This is a genomic window from Qipengyuania sp. Mu-71, assembly GCF_036867055.1.
GTDB lineage: Bacteria > Pseudomonadota > Alphaproteobacteria > Sphingomonadales > Sphingomonadaceae > Qipengyuania > Qipengyuania profunda.
This window is the reverse complement of sequence record NZ_JBAJHR010000001.1, coordinates 843,114-864,222: the sequence shown is the minus strand read 5'-3', so window position 1 is coordinate 864,222 and position 21,109 is coordinate 843,114. Positions and strand designations below refer to the sequence as shown.

The following is a 21,109-nucleotide window of genomic DNA, read 5'->3' as shown; positions in this document are numbered from 1 at the left end:
GGAGCAGCGCCGACCGGCGACGTGTACGCGCTTGCGCGCGGTCGCGAAGCGGTCCTATCGCACTTCCATGATCGCAATATTGCGCCGGGCATCCGTCCGGCGTTTCATATCATCCTGAGGGGACAAGCATGAAGGCCCAGATCCTGGCCACCGTCGCAACCGCAGCACTGCTCGCCGGTTGCACCACCGCATATGGGGAAGACCTCGACACCATGGCCACACCCAGCGCCGACGCCGCCGCCATTCCGACCGGCACGGGCTATTTCGCCGCAGACAGCACGCTGCCGTTCAAGACGCCCGACTTCTCGAAGGTCTCCGAAGACGATTACATCCCCGCTTTCGAGCAGGGCATGGCGATCCAGAAGGCCGAGATCCAGGCGATCATCGACAATCCCGCCCCGCCGACGATGGAGAACACCATCGTTGCGCTGGAAAAGTCGGGCCGCATGCTCGGCCGCGTCGCGCGCGTGTTCTTCGCCGTGACCGGGTCGAACACCACCGACCGGCTCGACGAGATCAACACCGAGATCAGCCCCAAGCTGACCGCGCATGGCGACTCGATCGTCCTCAACCCCGAACTCTTCGCGCGGGTGAAGGCGGTTTATGACAACCGCGCCGCGATGACGATGACGCCCGAAGACGCGGCGCTGCTCGAAGACACCTATGACGGCATGGTCCATGCCGGCGCACTGCTGACCGAAGCACAGCGCACGCGGGTCAAGGAAATCAATTCCGAACTGTCCGAAATTACCACCGAGTTCGGCCAGCAGGCCCGCGCCGCCATGGCCGACCAGCCGGTGATCTTCGACAGCCGCGAAGACCTCGCCGGCCTGTCCGAATCCGACATCAAGGCCGCCGCCGACCTCGCTGCCGAAAAGGGCTTCGAGGGCAAATACGCCATCGCGCTGCAGAACACGACGCAGCAGCCGCTGCTGCCGAGCATGACCAACCGTGCCGCGCGTGAGAAGCTGTTCATGGCGAGCTACAACCGCGCCAATGGCACGACCGACATCGACACGCGTCCATTGGTGGCCAAGACCGCCGCGCTGCGCGCCGAGAAGGCCGCGCTGTTCGGCGAAGCCGACTGGGCCAGCTACGCGATGTGGGACCGCATGGCCGAAAAGCCCGCCACTGCGCTCGGCTTTATGGAACGCATGGTCCCCGCGCTGGCCAATACGCAGCGCCGCGAAGCCGCCATGCTCAACGAAGCGATCGCTGCCGAAGGGGGCGATTTCGAAGTCCAGCCGTGGGACTGGTACCGCTATGCCAACAAGGTCAAGGCCGAACGCTACGACCTCGACGAAGATGCGATGGCGGAATATTTCCAGCTCGATACCGTGCTCGAGGACGGCGTGTTCTATGCCGCCGAAAAGCTCTACGGCCTGACTTTCCAGAAGCGCAGCGACCTGCCCGTCTATCACCCCGATGTGACGACCTACACCGTGTTCGACCGTGACGGCAGCGAACTGGGGCTGTTCTACTTCGACCCGTTCCAGCGCGAGTCCAAGCGTGGCGGGGCGTGGATGAGCAACTTCGTCGACCAGAGCGATCTGTGGGGCACCAAGCCGGTGATCTACAACGTGCTCAACATCCCCAAGGCGCCCGAGGGCGAAGTGCAGTTGGTCAGCTTCGACAACGTCAACACGCTGTTCCACGAATTCGGCCATGCGCTGCACGGCTTCTTCGCCGACCAGCGCTACGAAAGCCTGTCGGGCACCGCAGTCGCGCGCGACTTCGTGGAGTATCCGAGCCAGGTCAACGAGATGTGGGCGACCTATCCCGAGGTGCTGTCGAACTATGCCAAGCACTACCAGACGGGCGAAACCATCCCGGCTGAAATGATCGAGAAGCTCGAGGCCGCCTCGCAGTTCAACCAGGGCTATGATTTCGGCGAAGTCGTCGAAGCCGCCCTGCTCGACATGAAGTGGGCCGCGCTGTCGCAGGAAGAAGCCGCAGCGATCGATACGCCGGAAGAAGTCAGCCAGTTCGAGCGCCAGTCGCTCGAACAGCTGGGGCTGGAAATCGACCTCGTCCCGCCGCGTTACCGGACGACCTATTTCAACCACATCTTCAGCTCGCCCAGCGGCTATAGCGCTGGTTATTACAGCTATCTGTGGACCGAGATGCTCGACCGCGACAGCCGCAAGTGGTTCATGGACAATGGCGGGCTCACGCGCGCCAATGGCGACCATTATCGCAAGACCGTGCTGAGCACGGGCGGGACGATGGACTATTTCGAGATGTTCCGGAACTTCGCCGGGCGCGAACCCGACGTGACCCCGATGCTCGAAGCGCGTGGCCTGATCGCGGGCGGCGAAGCGGCGGACAGCGAAGCGTCCGACGGCAAGCTGCCGCCGCGCACGGTCAACTGATCACCGGCTGACCAAGGCCCGGTGGAGCGGTTCGCCGATCCACCGGACCGGCACTTTCCAGACGCGCTCGATCACCTGCTGGTCGAGCGCGTCTTCGCATGCGCCATCGGCGGCGATGCGCCCGTGATCGAGTACGACGACGCGGTCGGCATGGTTCATTGCGTGGGCGAGATCGTGCAGCACGAGCACCACGCCCGCCCCGCCCTGTGCCGCCCGCCGCAAATGCCTCAGCAGCGCGAGCTGGTGCGCGATATCGAGCGCGGCGAGCGGTTCGTCGGCGAGGATCCACTGCGGTTCGCCCGCCAGTACGCGCGCGAGGAGGACGCGCGCGGTCTCGCCGCCCGACAGCGACTGCGCACGGCGCTTTTCAAGCTCCCGGATATCGAGCGCGTCGAGCGCGGCATCGACCGGTGCCGCCAGCCGGTCGCCATGCGGCAGCCGGCCGAGTTCGACCAGACTGCGCACGGGCACGTCCCATGCGATTTCATGCGCTTGCGGCAGATAGCCGATACGCCGTGCCCGCTCGCGCAGGGGCAGCGCGGCGATCTGCTGCCGGTCGAGAAACACCGCCCCGTCACCAGCCGGAAGCAGCCCGGCAAGCGCTTCGAGCAGGCTCGACTTGCCCGCCCCATTGGGGCCGCAGATCGCGGTTATCGTGCCGGGTTCGAGGATCAGCGAGACCCGGTCCAACCGCTCGGCGATCGACAATTGTGCCGCCGCCAGCCTCATGCCAGCCCCCGGCGCATACGCAGCAGCAACCACAGGAAGAACGGCGCGCCGAGTAGGCTGAGCGCGATGCCCAGCCGCAATTCGGTGACCAGCGGCAGCACGCGCACCGCGCTGTCCGCCACCAGCACCAGCAGCGCGCCCGCCAGCGCGCTGGGCAGGATCAGCTGCGAGGGCCGCCGATCGGTCAGCGGGCGCACGAGATGCGGCACGATCAGCCCGACGAACCCGATGATGCCCGCCACAGCGACGCTGGCGCCAACGGTCAATCCGACCCCGACGATCAGCAGCCACAGCAAGCGGTGCGTGTCGACCCCCAGCGACCGCGCCACCGGCTCGCCCAGCATCAAGGCATCGAGCGACCGGCCGCTGCGCCACAGCACCGCCACCCCCAGCGCCACCAGCGGCGCGGCCACCCAGACATCGCGCCAACTGCGATCGGTCAGCGCGCCATTGAGCCACATGACGATCTCGCTCATCGCGAAGGCATTGGGCGCCATGCTGATCGCCAGTGCGGTCAGCGCCCCGGCAAGGCTGGCGACCATCAGCCCGGCGAGAGTGAACAGCGCGATCCCGCCGGTCCGGCCGGCAATCGCGGCCAGCAGCGCCATAGCGCCGCCCGCGCCGACCAGCGCAAAGGCGGGGAGCAGATAGGGCGCAGCGGCATAGCCGAACCACAGCGCCGCGACCGCGCCCAGTGCCGCGCCCGGCGCGATACCGAACAGGCCCGGATCGGCCAGCGGATTGCGCAGATAGCCCTGCATGGCCGCGCCGCTCGCGCCCAGCCCCGCACCGACGACGATCGCCAGCACCGCGCGCGGCAGGCGCAATTCGGCGAGGATGAGCGCGGCATTAGGCGTGCTTGCGGGGTCGAGCCAGACCCGCCCCGCCAGCAGCGACAGGGGCAATGCGATGGCCAACAGTCCGGCGAAGATCGCGATCGCGCGGTTCATGATGCGGCCTCCCTGATCGCGGCCAACCGCTCGGCCGCGCGGATGATCGTGGGGCCGCCGCAATAGAGCAGGCTGGTATCGAACCGCGCCCGGTGCATATCGCCCAGGCGGCCGAGAACCGGATGCGACTGACCCAGTTCACCGCCCGCGATCAACAGGACTTCGGGCGGTTCGGCGACGACGTCTTCGAGCGCGACATATTCTGCCTGCGACAGCCCGCGCACAGGGGCGGCATTGGCGAAGCCGGTGCGGACCAGCAGGTCGCTGACCAGTGTCTGCTCTCCGGCGACGATCCCGCCCGGCTGCCACAGCAGCGTGGCGACGCTCTCGCCATCCGCAGGTGCGGCGGCAGCAAGCGCGGCGTCGATGCGGGCGATCAGCCGCGCGCCCGCGGGTTCATCGCCCGCCAGCGCGGCGAGATCGCGGATCTGCTCTTTGCTGGCAGCGACATCCGCAGCGATATCGAAGGTGACGACCTCCATCCCCAGTTCGGCGAGCGCCGCGCGGGTCGCCGGCGCGAGGAAACTGCCCGCGACCACCACGTCGGGATCGAGCGCGAGCACTTCCTCGACCGTCCCGCCGGTCGCCGCGAACCGCGCCGCGACTGCCGCTTCCATCGAGCTGGCGCGCGGGTCCTTGCTATAGTGCGAAATCGCCAGCAACTGCCCGGGAGCCGCAACCTCGGCAAGGATGGCGTCGGTGCAGGGATTGAGGCTGACGATCGTCGGCCCGCGTTCGGGAGGCGGCGCACCGGCCCCGCCCCCCGCGCAAGCGGCGAGCAGCAGGACCCATGCGACGATCAGCGGTTTCACATCTTCGCCCTGATCCCGCCAAACACGCTGCGTCCGGCAGTGCCGTAACCGGCCACCGTCTGGTAATCGGTATCGAAGACGTTCTCTACCCGGCCGAACAGTTCGAGATTGTCGCCGATCCCGAAGGAAGCGCGCAGGTCGAGCAGTTCGTACCCGTCGAGCCGGTTCGTGTTGGCGCCGTTATCCCAGCTGGGACCGACGATGCGCAGGTCCGCGCCCAGACCGAGGCCGAATGCGCTTTGCCAGTCGGCGTAGATCGTCCCGAAATGGTTGGGCCTGCGCGCAAGGTCGAGCCCGCTGGTACGGTCCTCGGCATCGACATAGGAATAGATCCCCGCCAGCCGCAGCCCGCGCAGCAGGTCGATGCCGGCTTCGGCCTCGACACCCTGCGCCCGCGCGCGCGCCGTGTTGAGATAGACCCCCGACGGGCGCTCCGCAGTAAAGCCGAAACCGATCAGATTGTCGCTGTCGCGGCGAAACCCAGTAAGCGCCAGATGCAGCCCCGAACCGCGCTGGCCCTTCTCGACACCCAGATCGTAGCTGGTGCTTTCCTCGGGCTCGAGCTCGGTGTTCCCGTAGAAGGACAGCAGCTGGTACAGCGTCGGCGCCTTGAAGCCTTCGCCCACGCTCGCGCGCAGCCGCCAGTCGCTGCCGAAGCCATAGCTGACATCGCCGCCGAAGCTGACATGCGTGCCGAACTGTTCGTGGTCGTCCACGCGCGCCCCGGCATGCGCTGCCAGCCGCCCCATCACCCAGCCAAGCTGCGCATAGGCGCCGCTGATCTCGGTTTCGGCCGAAGCATCGAAGCTGGTTTCGAACGCAGTCCATTCGTGGTCGCCGCCAAAGGCCAGCGCCAGTCCGCCCAGCAGGCGGTATTCGCCGCGCAGCGAAACGCGTTCTGAGCTGCCGTCGCTGGCGAAGGTTCCGGTGCCTGCGCCATTGCGATTGGCGCGTTCGGTGTCCGAACGGCTGTAGGCGGCGCGCAGCGTGAGATCGTTGCCGTAATAGGCCAGCCCAACATCGCCCCAATAGCGGGTGGTCTTCTGCGTATCCTCGGTATCGGCCAGCACATAGGTGGGTGCGGGGAAGCCGTCGATCTCGACTTCGCCCTCGGCGAAATTGCCATGTGCGAACAGCTCGAGGCTTGGCGTCAGATTGACGAAGGCGGTCGTGCCCAGCGCGAATTGCTGCGAACCGTCGGCCTCGGTGCCCGAAGCGGCGGCGGAAAAGCCATCGGTTTCGTACCACGAGCCGGTCAGGCCGAAGAACACATCGTCATTGCCCGCGCCCGCCGCCGCGCTGGCGAAGAGCGTGTCGCGCGCGCCGAACTCGACGCTGCCGGTCAGACCGCGCTCGGTCCGGGTCGAGACATCGACCACGCCGCCCACGGCTTCGGAGCCCCAGATGGTGCTGTTCGAACCGCGCAGCACATCGATCTTGCCCGCAGTGCCCAGCAGCAGATTGCCGAAGTCGAACCCGCCCGAGGGGCTCGCCTGGTCGGCCACGCGCACGCCATCGACCAGCACCAGCAGCTGATCGGCACTAGCCCCGCGTACATTGACGCTGGTGACCGTGCCGATCCCGCCGCTGCGCGACAGCGACAGGCCCGGAACCCGGTTCAGCGCACGCACCGGATCGGCGCCCTGGATGGTCTCGATTTCGGTGCGGTCGATGACGGTGACCGACTGGCCGGTGTTGCGCAGATCGGTGCCAAGGCCATTGGCGGTAACCGTGATCACCGCCGCATCGCGCGGTACTGCCGCCGAAGCATAGACTTCGGCCGGCGTGGCCCCGTCGGCATCCTGCCGGTCGACGATCTCGGCCAGCGCCTGTTCGCTCGGGCTCTGCGCCAATGCAGTAGCGGGAATGGCCGAAGCCGTCAGGAAAAACAGATATTTATACACGTAACCTCCTATCATAGACGAATCGCCGTCCATGACGGGAGGGAGCAGAATCGCTCCTTCCACGTTTGCCTACGATACACCCCGCCCGCGGCCGAACGACGGTCATGGGCAGGTCTCCTGGCTCCCGGATCGACGCTTTCCCGCCGCCTTCCCGGACGCAAGGCCCAGTGGCATGTAGCGGGATCGCTCCCCGGTCACAGTTGCGGGGGCAGCGGAGGGTTTGCACCTCCTTCCCTCTTCGGGCCTGCGCGAACAGGCCAACCCGTGACTCGGCCGCCCGACTAACGCGCGATGCCGCAATGCACAAGACGATCCTTCGTTAAGCACTATCTGGTAGTTATATGGCAACCGCACCTTACGTCCCGATGCGGGATGGTGCGCCCGTCCGGCTATGGATATGGACCAGGCTGGGCTATTGCAGCGGACAAAAGCAGGAAGCGAATTGCGTCAATCGAAGGCCAGAGCGGATCGAAGCAGGCGTGCCCCGCGCGCCCCGTCCGCACGCGCCAGGCGGTTCGAGGCGCGCCGCCAAAAGCGGCGCAAGCTGGTCTCGCGCGGGGCGCTGCTCGCCGGGGCGATCGCATTGCCGACGGTTGCCGCGCAGGGCGAATGGGCGGATCTGAAAAGCGCGATGGGGCTTGCCGAGGAACGCGTCGCCTTCGCCCCCATGCCGTTCGAAACCCCGGGTGACAGTTTCCCCGGCTCGGCCTTCTATTATCTCGAGGATGCCCCGCGCCTGGCGATCGATGTGAGCGACCTGCGCCAGAGCGAGGGCACGTTCGAAACGGTCGAATTTGCCGAAAGCCACGGGGCGGGCGCCGCGGCGCAGGCGTTCCGCCAGGCGGGCAGCGGGCTCGACAAGGCCCGCGCGCTGCAATGCCTGTCGATGGCGGTCTATTACGAGGCGGCCAGCGAAAGCTACGCCGGGCAGCAGGCGGTGGCGCAAGTCGTGCTCAACCGGGTCGCGCATCCGGCCTATCCGGCCAGTATTTGCGGCGTGGTGTTCCAGGGATCGGAGCGCACAACCGGCTGCCAGTTCAGCTTCACCTGCGACGGATCGCTTCGCCGCACGCCCGCCCGCCAGGCCTGGGCGGTGGCGCAGTCGGTCGCGCTGGGGGCGCTGGCGGGCGAGGTGTACCAGCCGATCGGGCTCGCGACGCATTACCACACCAATTACGTGAACCCCTATTGGGCAGCGAGCCTGGATTTCATCGGCGCGATCGGCGCGCACCGGTTCTATCGCTGGAAGGGCGGCGCGGGCACCGCGGGCGCCTTTACCGATGCCTATGCCGGCAGCGAACCGCTGGCTGCACCCAATGTCCGGCGGGCGGAACTCGATGTACCGGGTCCGGTGGCCCCTGCCCCGCCGTCGAACGACACGATCAGCCTCGGCGCGGCGTCGACGGCCCCTGTAGGCGCGACGGGTGCGACGACTGCCGTCCCCGCGAGCACCAAGCTGCCGCAATCGGGGCGCGTGAAGGACGAATATGCCAATTCGGGCAAATGGATCAGCGAGCCGGGCCGGAAGTAACCGTGTCGCTTGCGCGGAGGCAATCCTTTACGTCTTCACAACCATGCTGCGGAACCGAAGCTTAGCGGTGGCCGGGTAGGACAGAATGATCCCCCAGCCGCTTCACAAGGATAGAGGCATGCCCCTCCATTTCGCCGCCGCTCGTTCCGCCGCGCATTCGCCGATCGCCCGCGCCTTGGCGAAAAAGGCGCTCGCCCGCGCTGCCAACGACAATGGCGATGCGGCGCATATGCAGGCGGAAGCCTCGAGCTTCGACCATATGATGCGCGCGGCGCTGCGGCACTTTGCCGAACACGGCATGGGCGCCGCCGAAGCCGCGCGGCAGCAGGCCGAACAGGCGCATTTCACCGGCGATACCGAAGCGTATGAATGGTGGCTGGGAGTCTGCCGCACGCTCGACCGCCGGCTTGCCGAAAGCCTCGAGGGATCGATCGCGATCGACGCGCTGCTCGCCCGCTAAGCCGCGGCGCAGCCGGGGTAAGCATTCTTCCGGAGGTGACATACCCGCCCGCTTAGGTGCTCATGGGCGCAAATCCGTGCCAGCAATGCACGCTCGCGTCGCGGCGCTCGCCCCGTGGCGAGCGGCAGCCCAGCGAGGCCACAAGGGATTCGCGATCTGCAATCCCGTTTGCCCGCACCGCCAGCATATCCTTGAATTCGCGCGCTTATTGCAACTGCGAACCATTTGCAAACATAGTTTGGGGGCTGCAAGCATTGGCGGTTGCAATCCCTCCGGCGCGGGCCTAGGGCGCAACCGCAATCGACCGGGTGCCATGCCTCCTCTGCGGGACACTTGACGCATGGCCCAGTTTCGGTCCGGGTATCATCTCTGTCCCGCACGGCAGGAACAAGGACCCTCATTTCCATGGCACGCAAGAAGATCGCCCTTATCGGCTCCGGCATGATCGGCGGAACGCTCGCCCACCTCGCGGCGAAGAAGGAAATGGGCGACATCGTCCTGTTCGACATCGCCGAAGGCATGCCGCAGGGCAAGGCGCTCGACCTCAGCCAGTGCGGCCCGGTCGAAGGCTTCGACGCCAAGATCACCGGCAGCAATGACTATGCCGACATCGCCGGCGCCGACGTGGTGATCGTCACCGCGGGCGTGCCGCGCAAGCCCGGCATGAGCCGCGACGATCTGCTCGGCATCAACCTCAAGGTGATGAAGTCGGTCGGCGAAGGCATCAAGAACAACGCGCCCGACGCATTCGTCATCTGCATCACCAACCCGCTCGACGCGATGGTCTGGGCGCTGCGCGAATTTAGCGGCCTGCCGCACAACAAGGTTGTCGGCATGGCCGGCGTGCTCGACAGCGCGCGCTTCGCCACCTTCCTCGCCTGGGAATTCGACGTCTCGGTCAAGGACGTCAACGCCTTCGTGCTCGGCGGCCACGGCGATACCATGGTCCCCGTGACCAGCTACACCACGATCAACGGCATCCCGGTCAACGACTTCGCCAAGATCAAGGGTGTCTCGGAAAGCCGCATTGACGAAATCGTCGATCGCACCCGCAAGGGCGGCGGCGAGATCGTTGGCCTGCTCGGCAACGGTTCGGCCTATTACGCCCCCGCCACCAGCGCGATCGCGATGGCCGAAGCCTATCTCGGTGACACCAAGCGCATCCTGCCCTGCGCCAGCTATGTCGATGGCAAATACGGCCTCGATGGTCTCTATGTCGGCGTGCCGACGATGATCGGCGCGGGCGGCACCGAAGAGGTGATCGAAATCGAACTGTCGGACGAAGAGAAGTCCAACCTCAAGGTCTCGACCGATGCGGTCGAAGAACTGCTCGAAGCCTGCAAGGGCTTGGACAGCTCGCTGGCCTGAGCGAGACGATGCGGAAGCTCTTTTTCCTCCCCGCCCTGCTGCTCGCCGCTCCCGCCGCGGCGCAGCAGGAGGCAGCCACCGCACCGCACGTCGCAGAAGCGATCGCCGCTTGCCAGGCAATCACCGAAACCGATGATGTGCGATACGATAATTTGCCCCCGATGGAGTGGGACAATGCCAAGCGGCGTGGCGCACGATCGCAGCGTGTGTTCAAGGGACTTTACCAGAAAGAGGGCAATAACACGCTGATCGTCGTTGCGAACGAGCAACTCGAGGCCAAGACCTGCGTCGTGCAGGCCTTCCTTCCGGACACCGCTTCCTACGTCCCCCTGCTGCAAGAGGTTTCGCAGTCGATCGGCATGCCCGAACAGCAGGACGGTTACAGCTATTTCTGGACGATCGCGGGCCATACGGTCCGGGTCGATCCCGCGGGTGATGCAAAGCGCCCGTTCGCCCGTTTCGAAATTTCCGCAATTCCCCAGGAGAGTGCCGAATGAGTATCCTCGTCGACAAGAACACCAAGGTCATCACCCAAGGCATGACCGGCGATACCGGTACGTTCCACACCGAGCAGGCGCTCGCTTACGGCACGCAGATGGTTGCGGGCGTGACCCCCGGCAAGGGCGGTAGCGAGCATATCGGCCTGCCCGTTTATAACACCGTGTCCGAAGCCAAGGCCGAAACCGGCGCGACCGCTTCGTGCATCTATGTCCCGCCGCCCTTCGCTGCGGATTCGATCCTCGAGGCGATCGATGCCGAGATCGAACTGATCGTCGCGATCACCGAAGGCATTCCCGTGCTCGACATGGTGCGCGTCAAGCGTGCGCTCGAAGGCTCGAAGTCGCGTCTGATCGGTCCGAACTGCCCCGGCGTCCTGACCCCCGGCGAATGCAAGATCGGCATCATGCCCGGTTCGATCTTCAAGAAGGGCAGCGTCGGCGTTGTCAGCCGTTCGGGCACGCTGACCTATGAAGCCGTGCACCAGACCACCATGGTCGGCCTCGGCCAGACCACCGCAGTCGGCATCGGCGGCGACCCGGTCAACGGCACCAATTTCATCGACGTGCTCGACCTCTTCCTCGACGATGACGACACCAAGTCGATCATCATGATCGGCGAAATCGGCGGCAGCGCCGAAGAGGAAGCCGCCGAATTCATCAAGCAGGAAGCCGCCAAGGGCCGCGAAAAGCCGATGGTCGGCTTCATCGCCGGACGTACCGCGCCTCCGGGCCGCCGCATGGGCCATGCCGGCGCCATCGTTTCGGGTGGCCAGGGCGGCGCCGACGACAAGATCGCCGCGATGGAAGCTGCGGGCATCCGCGTCTCCCCCTCGCCCAGCGAACTCGGCACCACGCTCGACGCGCTGCTGAAGGAACTCGCCTGACGGCCAGCGCGGACGGCCCCCTGTTTCGGGACCGTCCGCGCGGCTGAGGCATTGCCATAGAGAGCCGACAGCAGGTCGGCACGAGAAGGTGACCCGGATGGGCAACGAAAGCCACGATTTCCTCCCCGAGCTGGGCGACCAGGAAGGCCCGCAGCAGGGCCCGAGCTGGGGCAACCCCCGCTGGCTTGCCGAAGTGGTCGACAGCGAGGCGGATCTGACCGCCGCGCTCGATCCCACGCAGATGCGGCTGGCGGTGGACAAGGCGGCGGAAAAGACGGGCAAGGCGCTCGATCCCAAGGCGATCGAGCAGGCGGCGGACGATTCGATCCGCGCCATGCTGCTGGTGCGCCTCTATCGTGTGCGCGGCCATCTGGCTGCCAATCTCGACCCGCTCGGCCTGTCACACCGCGAAGTGCCCGAGGATCTGACGCTCGAATGGCATGGCTTTGGCGGCCAGGAAGACCGCGAGGTTTATGTCGGCGGCGTGTTCGGCTTCGAATGGGTCAGCATCGGCGAGCTCTTCGACGTGCTGCGCGCGACCTATTGCGGCAATGTCGGCCTCGAATACATGCATATCTCGGACACCGAGGAACGCCGGTTCCTGCAGGACAAGTTCGAGACGCCCGAAGACACGATCCAGTTCACCCCCGAAGGCAAGAAGGCGATCCTCGCTGCCGTGATCCGCGGCGAGCAGTACGAGAAATTCCTCGGCAAGAAATACGTCGGCACCAAGCGGTTCGGCCTCGATGGCGGCGAATCGATGATCCCCGCGCTCGAAGCGGTGATCAAATATGGCGGCCAGCTGGGCACGCGCGAGATCATCTACGGCATGGCCCACCGCGGCCGGCTCAACGTGCTCGCCAATGTCATGGGCAAGCCGTACAAGGTCATCTTCCACGAATTCTCGGGTGGCAGCGCCAATCCCGACGATGTCGGCGGTTCGGGCGATGTGAAATACCACCTCGGCACCAGCACCGACCGCGAATTCGACGGCATCAACGTGCATATGTCGCTGGTGCCCAACCCCAGCCATCTCGAAGCGGTGAACCCGGTCGTGCTCGGCAAGAGCCGCGCACAGCAGGCGATCCGCGACGATCTCAAGCAGCACGAGCAGGTCCTGCCGGTGCTGCTCCACGGCGATGCGGCCTTTGCCGGCCAGGGTATCGTGTGGGAGTGCCTCGGTTTCTCGGGCGTGCGCGGCTACAACACCGGCGGCTGCCTGCACTTCGTCATCAACAACCAGATTGGTTTCACCACCAGTCCCCAATTCGCGCGTTCCTCGCCCTATCCCAGCGATGTGGCGAAGGGTGTGCAAGCACCGATCCTGCATGTGAACGGCGACGATCCCGAAGCGGTGACCTTCGCCTGCAAGCTGGCGGTCGAATACCGCCAGACCTTCGGCCGCGACATCGTGATCGACATGTGGTGCTATCGCCGCTTCGGCCATAACGAGGGCGACGAACCCAAGTTCACCCAGCCGCTGATGTATGACGAGATCCGCCAGCACCCCAAGGTCAGCGAGATCTACTCCGCGCGCCTCGAGGAAGAAGGCGTGATCGAGAAGGGCTTTGCCGACGGGCTGAGCGCTGAGTTTATCGACCACCTCGAACAGGAGTTCGAAGCGGCCAAGGATTACAAGCCCGACCAGGCCGACTGGTTCGGTGGCCGGTGGTCGGGCATGAACAAGCCCGCCGATCCCGAGACCGCACGGCGCAATGTCGAAACCGCGCTCGAGAAGAAGCTGTTCGACAGCCTCGGCCGCACGCTCACCTCGGTGCCCGACGACCTGACCATCCACAAGACGCTGGGCCGCGTGCTCAAGGCCAAGGAGGAGATGTTCTCCAGCGGCGAAGGGTTCGACTGGGCCACTGCCGAAGCGCTCGCGTTCGGCAGCCTCGTCACCGAAGGCTTCGGCGTGCGCTTGTCGGGCCAGGATTCGGGGCGCGGCACGTTCAGCCAGCGCCACGCGGTCTGGGTCGACCAGAAGGACGAGCGCAAATACATCCCGCTGACCACGCTGCCGCATGGCAAGTTCGAGGTCTATGACAGCCCGCTGTCCGAATATGGCGTGCTCGGCTTCGAATACGGCTTCGCCATGGCCGATCCCAAGAGCCTGGTGATGTGGGAAGCGCAGTTCGGCGATTTCGGCAATGGTGCGCAAATCGTGATCGACCAGTTCATCGCCGCGGGCGAGGTCAAATGGCTGCGCGCCAACGGCCTCGTCCTGCTGCTGCCGCATGGCTACGAAGGCCAGGGGCCCGAGCATAGCTCGGCCCGGCTCGAGCGGTTCCTGCAGCTGTGCGCGAACGACAATATCCAGGTCTGCAACATCACCACGCCGGCCAATTACTTCCACGTCCTGCGCCGCCAAATGCTGCGCAGCTTCCGCAAGCCGCTGGTCATCATGACGCCCAAGAGCCTGCTGCGCCATCCGCTGGCGAAGTCGGATGCGGCGGAATTCATGGGCGATCAGCACTTCATGCGGATCAAGTCCGACATGAAGGATATTGCCGACGAGAAGGTCAAACGGCTCGTGCTGTGCAGCGGCAAGGTCGCCTACGACCTGATGCAGCGCCGCGACGAGGCAGAGCTTGAAGACGTCTCGATCGTCCGGATCGAGCAGCTCTACCCCTTCCCCGGCGAACCGCTGGCCGTGCGTCTCGAACGCATGACCAATCTCGAGCAGATCGTCTGGTGCCAGGAAGAGCCGAAGAACAACGGCGCGTGGTTCTTCGTCGATCGCCTGATCGAGGAAGCCGCCGAGGCCGCCGGCAAGACGGGCATGCGGCCCTGCTATGCGGGCCGCGAAGTCGCTGCCTCGCCCGCCACGGGTTACGCCAGCCGCCACCAGGTGCAGCAGGAAGCCCTCGTCAACATTGCACTCGGACTCAACGGCAGCGCGCCGAACGTCCGCAGTGACTGCAAGTAACTCGGGAAAGCGAGATTATGGCCACCGAAGTCAAAGTTCCCACGCTGGGTGAATCGGTCAACGAAGCGACCGTCGGCGAATTGCTCAAGAAGGTCGGCGACGCGGTCGCGGTCGACGAACCGATCGTCAGCCTCGAAACCGACAAGGTCGCGGTCGAGGCCCCCTCGCCCGTCGCCGGTGTGATCAAGGAATTCAAGGTCGCGGTCGGCGACACGGTCGAGATCGATGCGGTCATCGCGGTGATCGAGGAAGGCGCTGCGCCTGCCGCCAAGGGTGCCGAAGCCGGCCGGGCGCAGGAAGAACGCGCCGAAGGCAAGCAGGAACGCGCCGATACGCCCGCCCCCGCCTCCGCCGCCTCGTCGGACGCCGCACAGACGCTGTCGCCCGCGGTGCGCCGCGCAGTGCTCGAACACGGCGTCGACCCCTCGACCATCAAGGGCACCGGCAAGGACGGCCGCCTGACCAAGGAAGACGTGATCGCAGCGGCGAATGCCAAGCGCGATGGCGGCGCGGCCCCGACTGCATCCTCCGCTGCACCCGCTTCCACCGGTGGCGAGCGCCGCGAGGAACGCGTCAAGATGACGCGGATGCGCCAGACGATCGCCAAGCGGCTCAAGGGCGCGCAGGAAAACGCCGCGCTGCTCACCACCTTCAACGATGTCGACATGTCGGCGGTGATGGAAGCGCGCGGCAGGTACAAGGACCTGTTCGCCAAGAAGCACGACATCCGGCTCGGCTTCATGGGCTTCTTCGCCAAGGCCGCCTGCCTCGCGCTGAAGGACGTCCCCTCGGTCAACGCCTATATCGAAGGCGACGAGATCGTCTATCACGATTATGTCGACATCTCGGTCGCCGTGTCGGCACCCAACGGCCTCGTCGTCCCGGTCATCCGTGACGCGCAGGACAAGGGTTTCGCGCGGATCGAGAAGGACATCGCCGATTTCGGCAAGCGCGCCAAGGACGGCACGCTGACGATGGACGATATGAAGGGCGGCACCTTCACCATCTCCAACGGCGGCGTGTTCGGCAGCCTGATGTCGACGCCGATCATCAACCCGCCGCAGAGCGCCGTGCTCGGCCTGCACCGGATCGAGGACCGCGCGGTAGTGGTCGATGGCGAGATCGTCATCCGCCCGATGATGTATATCGCGCTGTCCTACGACCACCGCCTGATCGATGGCCGCGAGGCGGTCACTGCACTCAAGATCATCAAGGAAGCGATCGAAGATCCCACCCGGATGCTGATCGACCTTTGAGGAAGAAATAATGGCTGAATACGACTACGATCTCTTTGTCATCGGTGCAGGCCCGGGGGGCTATGTCGCGGCAATCCGCGCGGCCCAGCTCGGCCTCAAAACCGCTTGCGCCGACAGCCGCGATACGCTGGGCGGGACCTGCCTCAACGTGGGCTGCATCCCGTCGAAGGCGATGCTGCACGCATCCGAATATTTCGACGCGGCGAGCAATGGTTCGATGGCCGCGCTGGGTGTCGACGTCACTCCGAAGCTCAATCTCGAGCAGATGCACGCGCAGCGCCGCGATGCAGTGAAGAGCCTGACCGGCGGGATCGAATTCCTGTTCAAGAAGAACAAGATCGACTGGAAGAAGGGCCATGCCACCTTCCAGGACGCGCATACGGTCAAGGTCGGCGACGAAACCTTCACCGCGAAGGACGTGATCATCGCCACCGGCTCTTCGGTCACCCCGCTGCCGGGTGTCGAGGTCGATAATGACAAGCAGATCGTGGTCGATTCGACCGGTGCGCTCGAACTGAAATCGGTGCCCAAGAAAATGGTCGTCATCGGCGGCGGCGTGATCGGGCTCGAACTCGGTTCGGTCTGGCGTCGTCTCGGCGCTGAGGTGATCGTGGTCGAATATCTCGACAAGCTGCTCCCCGGCATGGACGACGATGTCCGCAAGGAAGCCGCCAAGATCTTCAAGAAGCAGGGTATGGAACTGCGCCTGTCGACCAAGGTCACCGGCTGCACCGTCAAGGGCAAGAAGGCCACGCTCACGCTCGAACCCGCCGCGGGCGGCGAAGCGGAAACACTCGAAGCCGATTGCGTGCTGGTCTCGATCGGGCGCCGCCCCAATACCGAGGGTCTTGGCCTCGACGCGATCGGGCTGGAAACCAACCAGCGCGGCCAGATCGAGATCGATCACGATTTCCGCACCAAGGTCGACGGCGTATGGGCGATCGGCGACGTGGTCCCTGGCCCGATGCTGGCGCACAAGGCCGAAGACGAAGGCATCGCCTGCGCCGAGAATGTCGCCGGGCAGACGGGCATCGTGAACCACGATCTCATCCCCGGTGTGGTATACACCTGGCCTGAGTTTGCCGGTGTCGGCCTGACGCAGGAAGAAGCCATCGAGAAGATGGGCGGCGACAAGTCCAAGGTCAAAGTCGGCAAGTTCCCGATGATGGCCAACAGCCGCGCCAAGACCAATCACGAACCCGACGGCTTCGTGAAGATCATTGCGGAAGCCGAAAGCGACCGCGTGCTCGGCGTTTGGGCGATTGCCAGCGTTGCCGGGACGATGATCTCGCAGGCGACGCAGGCGATGGAATTCGGCGCTACATCCGAAGATATCGCCTACACCTGTCACGCCCACCCGACGCATTCCGAAGCGATCAAGGAAGCGGCTATGGCGGTTCAGGGCAAGCCCATCCACGTCTGACCGGATGGCGAAGTCAGCGGCCCTTCCTGCGACAAGCGAGGGCCGCTGAATGGCCGGGCGCGCGGCAATCGTCCTCGCGCTCGGCACGCCCGTTCTGGCGGGTCTGATCTTTCTTGCTGTGGGCAGCGCTCCGCTGGCCTATCCGGTCGGCAATGCGCTGGCCCTGTTGCTGGCGTTACCGGTTGCAGCCCTTGTGCGGATACGCCTGACCGGCAGCCGCCAACGTGTGCTGGCGGTGCTGCTGCTGGCGCTGCTGTTCATCCCGCTCCTCAGCGGCCCCCACCTCAACGGCATAGCGCGCTGGCTGCCGCTGGGGCCGGTCACGCTGCATGCCGGTGCGCTGGTTGTTCCGGCACTGGTGGTGCTGGCGGCGCGGGACGCGGAGTACGCCCCGCCGATCCTGCTGGCAGCGCTGCTCGCGGCCAGCCTGCAGCCCGACGCGGCGACCGGCCTCGCGGTGATGATGACCGCCATCGGGCTCTACAATGCGAATGGCGACTGGCGGATGGTGCCGGTGGCGGGGATCGCCTTTCTCGCCAGCATCAGCGCGGGGCTGCGCGGCGAATTACCCGCCCAGCCCTTCGTCGAGCGCGTGCTGGTCGACCTGGCGCTGCACCAGCCATTTGCCGCGCTCGGTCTCGCCGCCGCATTGCTCGCCAGCTTCCTGCTAATCGCTCACGCGCTTCCTGCGGAGAAACCCGTGCGCCATGCGCTGGCGGGCTCGCTGTTCGGCTTTTCGCTCGACGCGCTGGTGTCTAACTATCCAAGCGTGCTCATCGGCTACGGCGCCGCGCCGATCCTCGGATACGGGCTGGCACTGGCGCTCGCGCGAAAGGCCCCTCAGACCCCGTCGGGATAGACCGGCGCGATATCGACCGGGATGTCCGCCATCGCCGCGAACCGCGAATTGGCGGCATCGTCGAGCACCGCATGGCGATCGAAGAAGGCCTTGGTACCCGCATAATCGCCGCGCGCCTGCAGCATGAGCTGCGCGCTCAGCAGATCGCGGATGCCCGCTTCCATCGCCGCGTAATCCACCGTGTACCGCTGCGCCGCGCCATCCCAGGCGAATGCACCCTTCTCTTGAAGATAGCCATATTGCAGCTTGGCGCCGCGGCCATGCGCGCTTTCGGTGCCGAACCGCATCGAACGGAACAGGCCGGTGAAATAGGTCGAGAACAGCTCGGGCTTTTCCGCGGCGGGGATTTCGCCCTTCTCCATCATCAGCAGGATGTTCCAGATGCCCATCACATCGGCCTTCGATTCCTCGAGCGCCGAATACTGGTCGCGCAGTTCCTCGTTCACCGTGGTCTGCCGGCCATCGACGGTGATCGTGCCCGGCCCGAGACTGTGCGACAGCTCGTGGAACAGCGTGTTGGCTTCCATGTATTTCTTAGCCACCAGCGCTGCCTGGTCATCCTTGAGCACGACATCGGCCATCGGGGCGAGGATACGGTCGTATTTGGCGCCGAGCACATTGGCCAGGATCACCTTCTTGGCCCCCTTCGCCTCGCGCACGCGCTCGTCATTGGGCAGGTTGAAGGCGATGGTCTGCGTGCCCGGGACATTGTCGCCGCCGCCATGGACCTGATCGGCTACTGCAATGGGGCTTTCGAACCCGCGCTGGAAATTCTTGTCCGCGTCGGGGATGGGCAGGTTCTCTTCCATCGTCCGCAGGTAGTTCTTGTACTTCGCCAGCGCGGCGCTTTCTTCGGGATTGCGCAGCGTCACGAAGCTTTCGAAGGCGGTCTTGGTACCGTACAGCCGGTCGGTATAGACCTCGTAGGGACCGATCGCGACCTCGATCGGCGTATCCTGTAGGTCCATCCACGCCATCTCGCTGGCAAAATAGTCGTCGGTCAGGAAACTGGCCGCGCGCAGCGAGAGAAATTTCTTCAGGCTGGGGTTGGACGTCCGCTGTGCCGCCCGTTCGAGCAGGCGTGCGGCGGGCACCAGCCATTCGCGATATTCCTGCGAATAGGGGACGGCGATGAAGCCCTCGCCGCTGCGCTTGACCACCGTATAGGGGCTGGTCAGTGCCTCGCGCTGGTCGGGATTGGCCGCGAGATAGGCGTCGAATTCCGCGCGCGTCAGGTCCTGCGGATAAAAGCCTGCCCCTTCCGGCATGGCCTGCGTCCCCCAGAAGGGGTGCAGTTCGGCGACCTCGTCCCACGGACCGAAATTGCGGTCGAACATCGCCACCAGCATGTCGCGGTCGGCGCGGCGGCTGCGCGCGATCGTCTCGCGTAGCCGCGGCAAGTCCGCGCCCCGCTGGCGCAGGTAGATCTCGTCCATATAGCCGCTCGCTTCGATCAGCAGGTTGACCACCTCGCGCTCTTCCCCGGTAAGGAAGGACGTGTCGGGCGCCATCTCGATCACCGCCAGCTTGGCGTATTGCGCTTGGAGGTCGTAGCCATCGGGGGCCGCGGCGGCAGGCGGCACCGCGCTGGGTTCGATCCGCGTGTCGGTGACGGCAGGCGTGCAGGCGGCACTGGCGAGCAGCAGGGGCAGGATGGCGCGACGCATGGGATATCCTCTGAAATTGTTCGGTCTATCGCTGGAAAACGCCATGCGGCGCTGATGTGTCCTGCGCAAGAGCGCGATTGACCGCGCGGTTCGCTTATCCGACATTGGCGCGCAGGGAGGAAAGAGCATGGCCTATCCGACACTGACCACGAAACCCGGGGCGATCGAGATCGCGGGCGCGATCCGCCATGGCGAGATGTCGCCGCTCGAGGCGGTGGAAGCGGCGATTGCGCGGATCGAACATCTCGATGCGCATATCAACGCGGTGGTGGTGACCGACTTCGACCGAGCGCAGGAACAGGCGAAGGCCATGACCGCCGGGCGGCTGCCCCAGGACCAGCCGCTGTTCGGCGTGCCGATGACGATCAAGGAAAGCTTCGATGTCAGCGGCCTGCCGACTTGCTGGGGTCACAGCGAATATGCCGACACGATCGCCGCGCGCGACGCCTGGGTGGTCCGCCAGCTCAAGGCCGCCGGCGCGATCATCCTCGGCAAGACCAATGTCCCGCCCGACCTCGCCGACTGGCAATCGAACAATCCGGTCTATGGCCGGACCAACAATCCGCACGATCACGCGCTGTCTCCCGGTGGCTCGTCGGGCGGTTCGGCGGCGGCGGTCGCGAGCGGGATGGTACCCTGCGACTTCGGCAGCGATATCGGCGGGTCGATCCGCGTCCCCGCGCATTTCTGCGGCGTCTGGGGGCACAAGAGTAGCTGGGGACTGATCTCGAAGCGCGGCCATGTCCACCCGGTAGCAGCGGGGCAGGAGGCGCATGACGGCGCGTTGTCGGTGATCGGGCCCCTGGCGCGCAATGCCGCCGACCTGCGGCTGCTGGTCGAACTGACGCAGACGGTCCCGCTGCGCGCGCGGACCAGACCGTTCAAGGACAGCCGCTTCCTGCTGCTGCTCGATCACCCGTCCTGCCCGACCGACGATGCGGTGCGCGGACCGTTCGAAGCGGCGGCCGCCGAGCTCGAACGAGCGGGTATCAGCGTCGATCGCGCAAGCGACCTCGTCCCCGACCTCGCCGCGCAGCAGGCCGATTACATGCGCATGCTCAATGTGACGCTCGCACGCGGCATGCCCGGGCCCGACGGGCAACGCGCCAGCGCGACCGACTGGTTCGACATGCGCGATGCGCAGGCGCGGACCGAGTTCGCCTGGGCCGCGCTGTTCGACAGCTACGACTTCGTCCTTGCCCCGCCTGCACCGCTGCTGGCCTTCCCCCACCGCGAGGATCGCCTCTTCGATGGCATGGCGACCATCAACGGCACCGACCAGCCGGGGGCAACCGCGCTGTGCTGGGCGGGGCTGGCGACCTATCCCAACCTCCCCTCCACCGTCTTGCCTGTGGGCGAAACGGGCGGCTTGCCTTGCGGAATGCAAGTCATCTCGCGCAGGTGGGCGGATCTCGATTGCCTTGCCGCGGCAGAGGCGATCGGCACGATCCTCCACGGCTAGGGA

General features: G+C 65.7%; 16 protein-coding genes and 1 riboswitch. Of the genes, 11 read left to right on the top strand and 5 right to left on the bottom strand.

Features of this window, described 5'->3' with window-relative positions; genetic code table 11:
* Positions 1-128 precede the first annotated feature (128 nt).
* The gene (locus V6B15_RS04345; protein WP_334200154.1) at positions 129-2,372 is read left to right on the top strand and encodes a M3 family metallopeptidase; all 2,244 of its coding nucleotides are present in this window, start codon (positions 129-131) and stop codon (positions 2,370-2,372) included.
* Here the strand turns inward: V6B15_RS04345 and V6B15_RS04340 are convergent, their stop codons facing one another.
* Genes V6B15_RS04340 through V6B15_RS04325 form a run of 4 tightly spaced genes read right to left on the bottom strand, consistent with a single transcriptional unit; the run spans position 2,373 to position 6,767 of the window.
* Positions 2,373-3,101, bottom strand: a complete 729-nt coding sequence (locus V6B15_RS04340; RefSeq protein WP_334200153.1) for an ABC transporter ATP-binding protein — start codon at positions 3,099-3,101, stop codon at positions 2,373-2,375.
* Positions 3,098-4,051 carry a FecCD family ABC transporter permease gene (locus V6B15_RS04335; protein ID WP_334200152.1) on the bottom strand — a complete coding sequence of 318 codons (954 nt, stop codon included), beginning with the start codon at positions 4,049-4,051 and terminating at the stop codon, positions 3,098-3,100. Before V6B15_RS04335 ends, V6B15_RS04340 begins: the two co-directional genes overlap by 4 nt.
* A complete protein-coding gene (locus V6B15_RS04330; protein WP_334200151.1) occupies positions 4,048-4,863 on the bottom strand; it encodes an ABC transporter substrate-binding protein in 816 nt (271 codons plus the stop codon). Before V6B15_RS04330 ends, V6B15_RS04335 begins: the two co-directional genes overlap by 4 nt.
* Positions 4,860-6,767, bottom strand: coding sequence for a TonB-dependent receptor plug domain-containing protein (locus V6B15_RS04325; RefSeq protein WP_334200150.1), 1,908 nt, complete (start codon positions 6,765-6,767; stop codon positions 4,860-4,862). The genes V6B15_RS04330 and V6B15_RS04325 overlap by 4 nt, the downstream gene beginning before the upstream one ends.
* A gap of 90 nt (positions 6,768-6,857) precedes the next feature.
* Positions 6,858-7,048, bottom strand: a riboswitch (cobalamin riboswitch).
* Positions 7,049-7,209: 161 nt separating this feature from the next.
* Here V6B15_RS04325 and V6B15_RS04320 point away from each other — a divergent pair.
* From V6B15_RS04320 to V6B15_RS04280, 9 genes are all read left to right on the top strand, one after another.
* Entirely contained in the window at positions 7,210-8,298 is a 1,089-nt protein-coding gene (locus V6B15_RS04320) for a cell wall hydrolase (RefSeq protein ID WP_334200149.1), read from the top strand.
* Between the two features lie 118 nt (positions 8,299-8,416).
* A complete protein-coding gene (locus V6B15_RS04315) occupies positions 8,417-8,758 on the top strand; it encodes a hypothetical protein (protein ID WP_320179938.1) in 342 nt (113 codons plus the stop codon).
* Between the two features lie 405 nt (positions 8,759-9,163).
* Positions 9,164-10,126: a malate dehydrogenase gene (mdh, locus tag V6B15_RS04310; protein WP_253515140.1), complete on the top strand. Its 963-nt coding sequence runs from the start codon at positions 9,164-9,166 to the stop codon at positions 10,124-10,126.
* 8 nt (positions 10,127-10,134) lie between these two features.
* Positions 10,135-10,623 (top strand): hypothetical protein, encoded by a 489-nt coding sequence (locus V6B15_RS04305; RefSeq protein WP_320179936.1) that lies wholly within the window; start codon positions 10,135-10,137, stop codon positions 10,621-10,623.
* Positions 10,620-11,510, top strand: coding sequence for a succinate--CoA ligase subunit alpha (gene sucD / locus V6B15_RS04300; protein WP_320179935.1), 891 nt, complete (start codon positions 10,620-10,622; stop codon positions 11,508-11,510). Before V6B15_RS04305 ends, sucD begins: the two co-directional genes overlap by 4 nt.
* A gap of 97 nt (positions 11,511-11,607) precedes the next feature.
* Positions 11,608-14,439, top strand: coding sequence for a 2-oxoglutarate dehydrogenase E1 component (locus tag V6B15_RS04295; protein ID WP_334201324.1), 2,832 nt, complete (start codon positions 11,608-11,610; stop codon positions 14,437-14,439).
* A gap of 17 nt (positions 14,440-14,456) precedes the next feature.
* A complete protein-coding gene (odhB, locus tag V6B15_RS04290; protein ID WP_334200148.1) occupies positions 14,457-15,695 on the top strand; it encodes a 2-oxoglutarate dehydrogenase complex dihydrolipoyllysine-residue succinyltransferase in 1,239 nt (412 codons plus the stop codon).
* Between the two features lie 10 nt (positions 15,696-15,705).
* A complete protein-coding gene (gene lpdA / locus V6B15_RS04285) occupies positions 15,706-17,118 on the top strand; it encodes a dihydrolipoyl dehydrogenase (protein ID WP_334200147.1) in 1,413 nt (470 codons plus the stop codon).
* 49 nt (positions 17,119-17,167) lie between these two features.
* Complete coding sequence (locus V6B15_RS04280) at positions 17,168-17,977, top strand: hypothetical protein (RefSeq protein WP_334200146.1); 810 nt, start codon at positions 17,168-17,170, stop codon at positions 17,975-17,977.
* Here V6B15_RS04280 and V6B15_RS04275 read toward each other — a convergent pair.
* Positions 17,959-19,644 (bottom strand): dipeptidyl-peptidase 3 family protein, encoded by a 1,686-nt coding sequence (locus tag V6B15_RS04275; protein ID WP_334200145.1) that lies wholly within the window; start codon positions 19,642-19,644, stop codon positions 17,959-17,961. The two genes, V6B15_RS04280 and V6B15_RS04275, sit on opposite strands and share 19 nt — an antisense overlap.
* Before the next feature lie 127 nt (positions 19,645-19,771).
* On the opposite strand from V6B15_RS04275, the gene V6B15_RS04270 reads away from it, so the two are divergent.
* The gene (locus tag V6B15_RS04270; RefSeq protein ID WP_334200144.1) at positions 19,772-21,106 is read left to right on the top strand and encodes an amidase family protein; all 1,335 of its coding nucleotides are present in this window, start codon (positions 19,772-19,774) and stop codon (positions 21,104-21,106) included.
* Positions 21,107-21,109 lie beyond the last annotated feature (3 nt).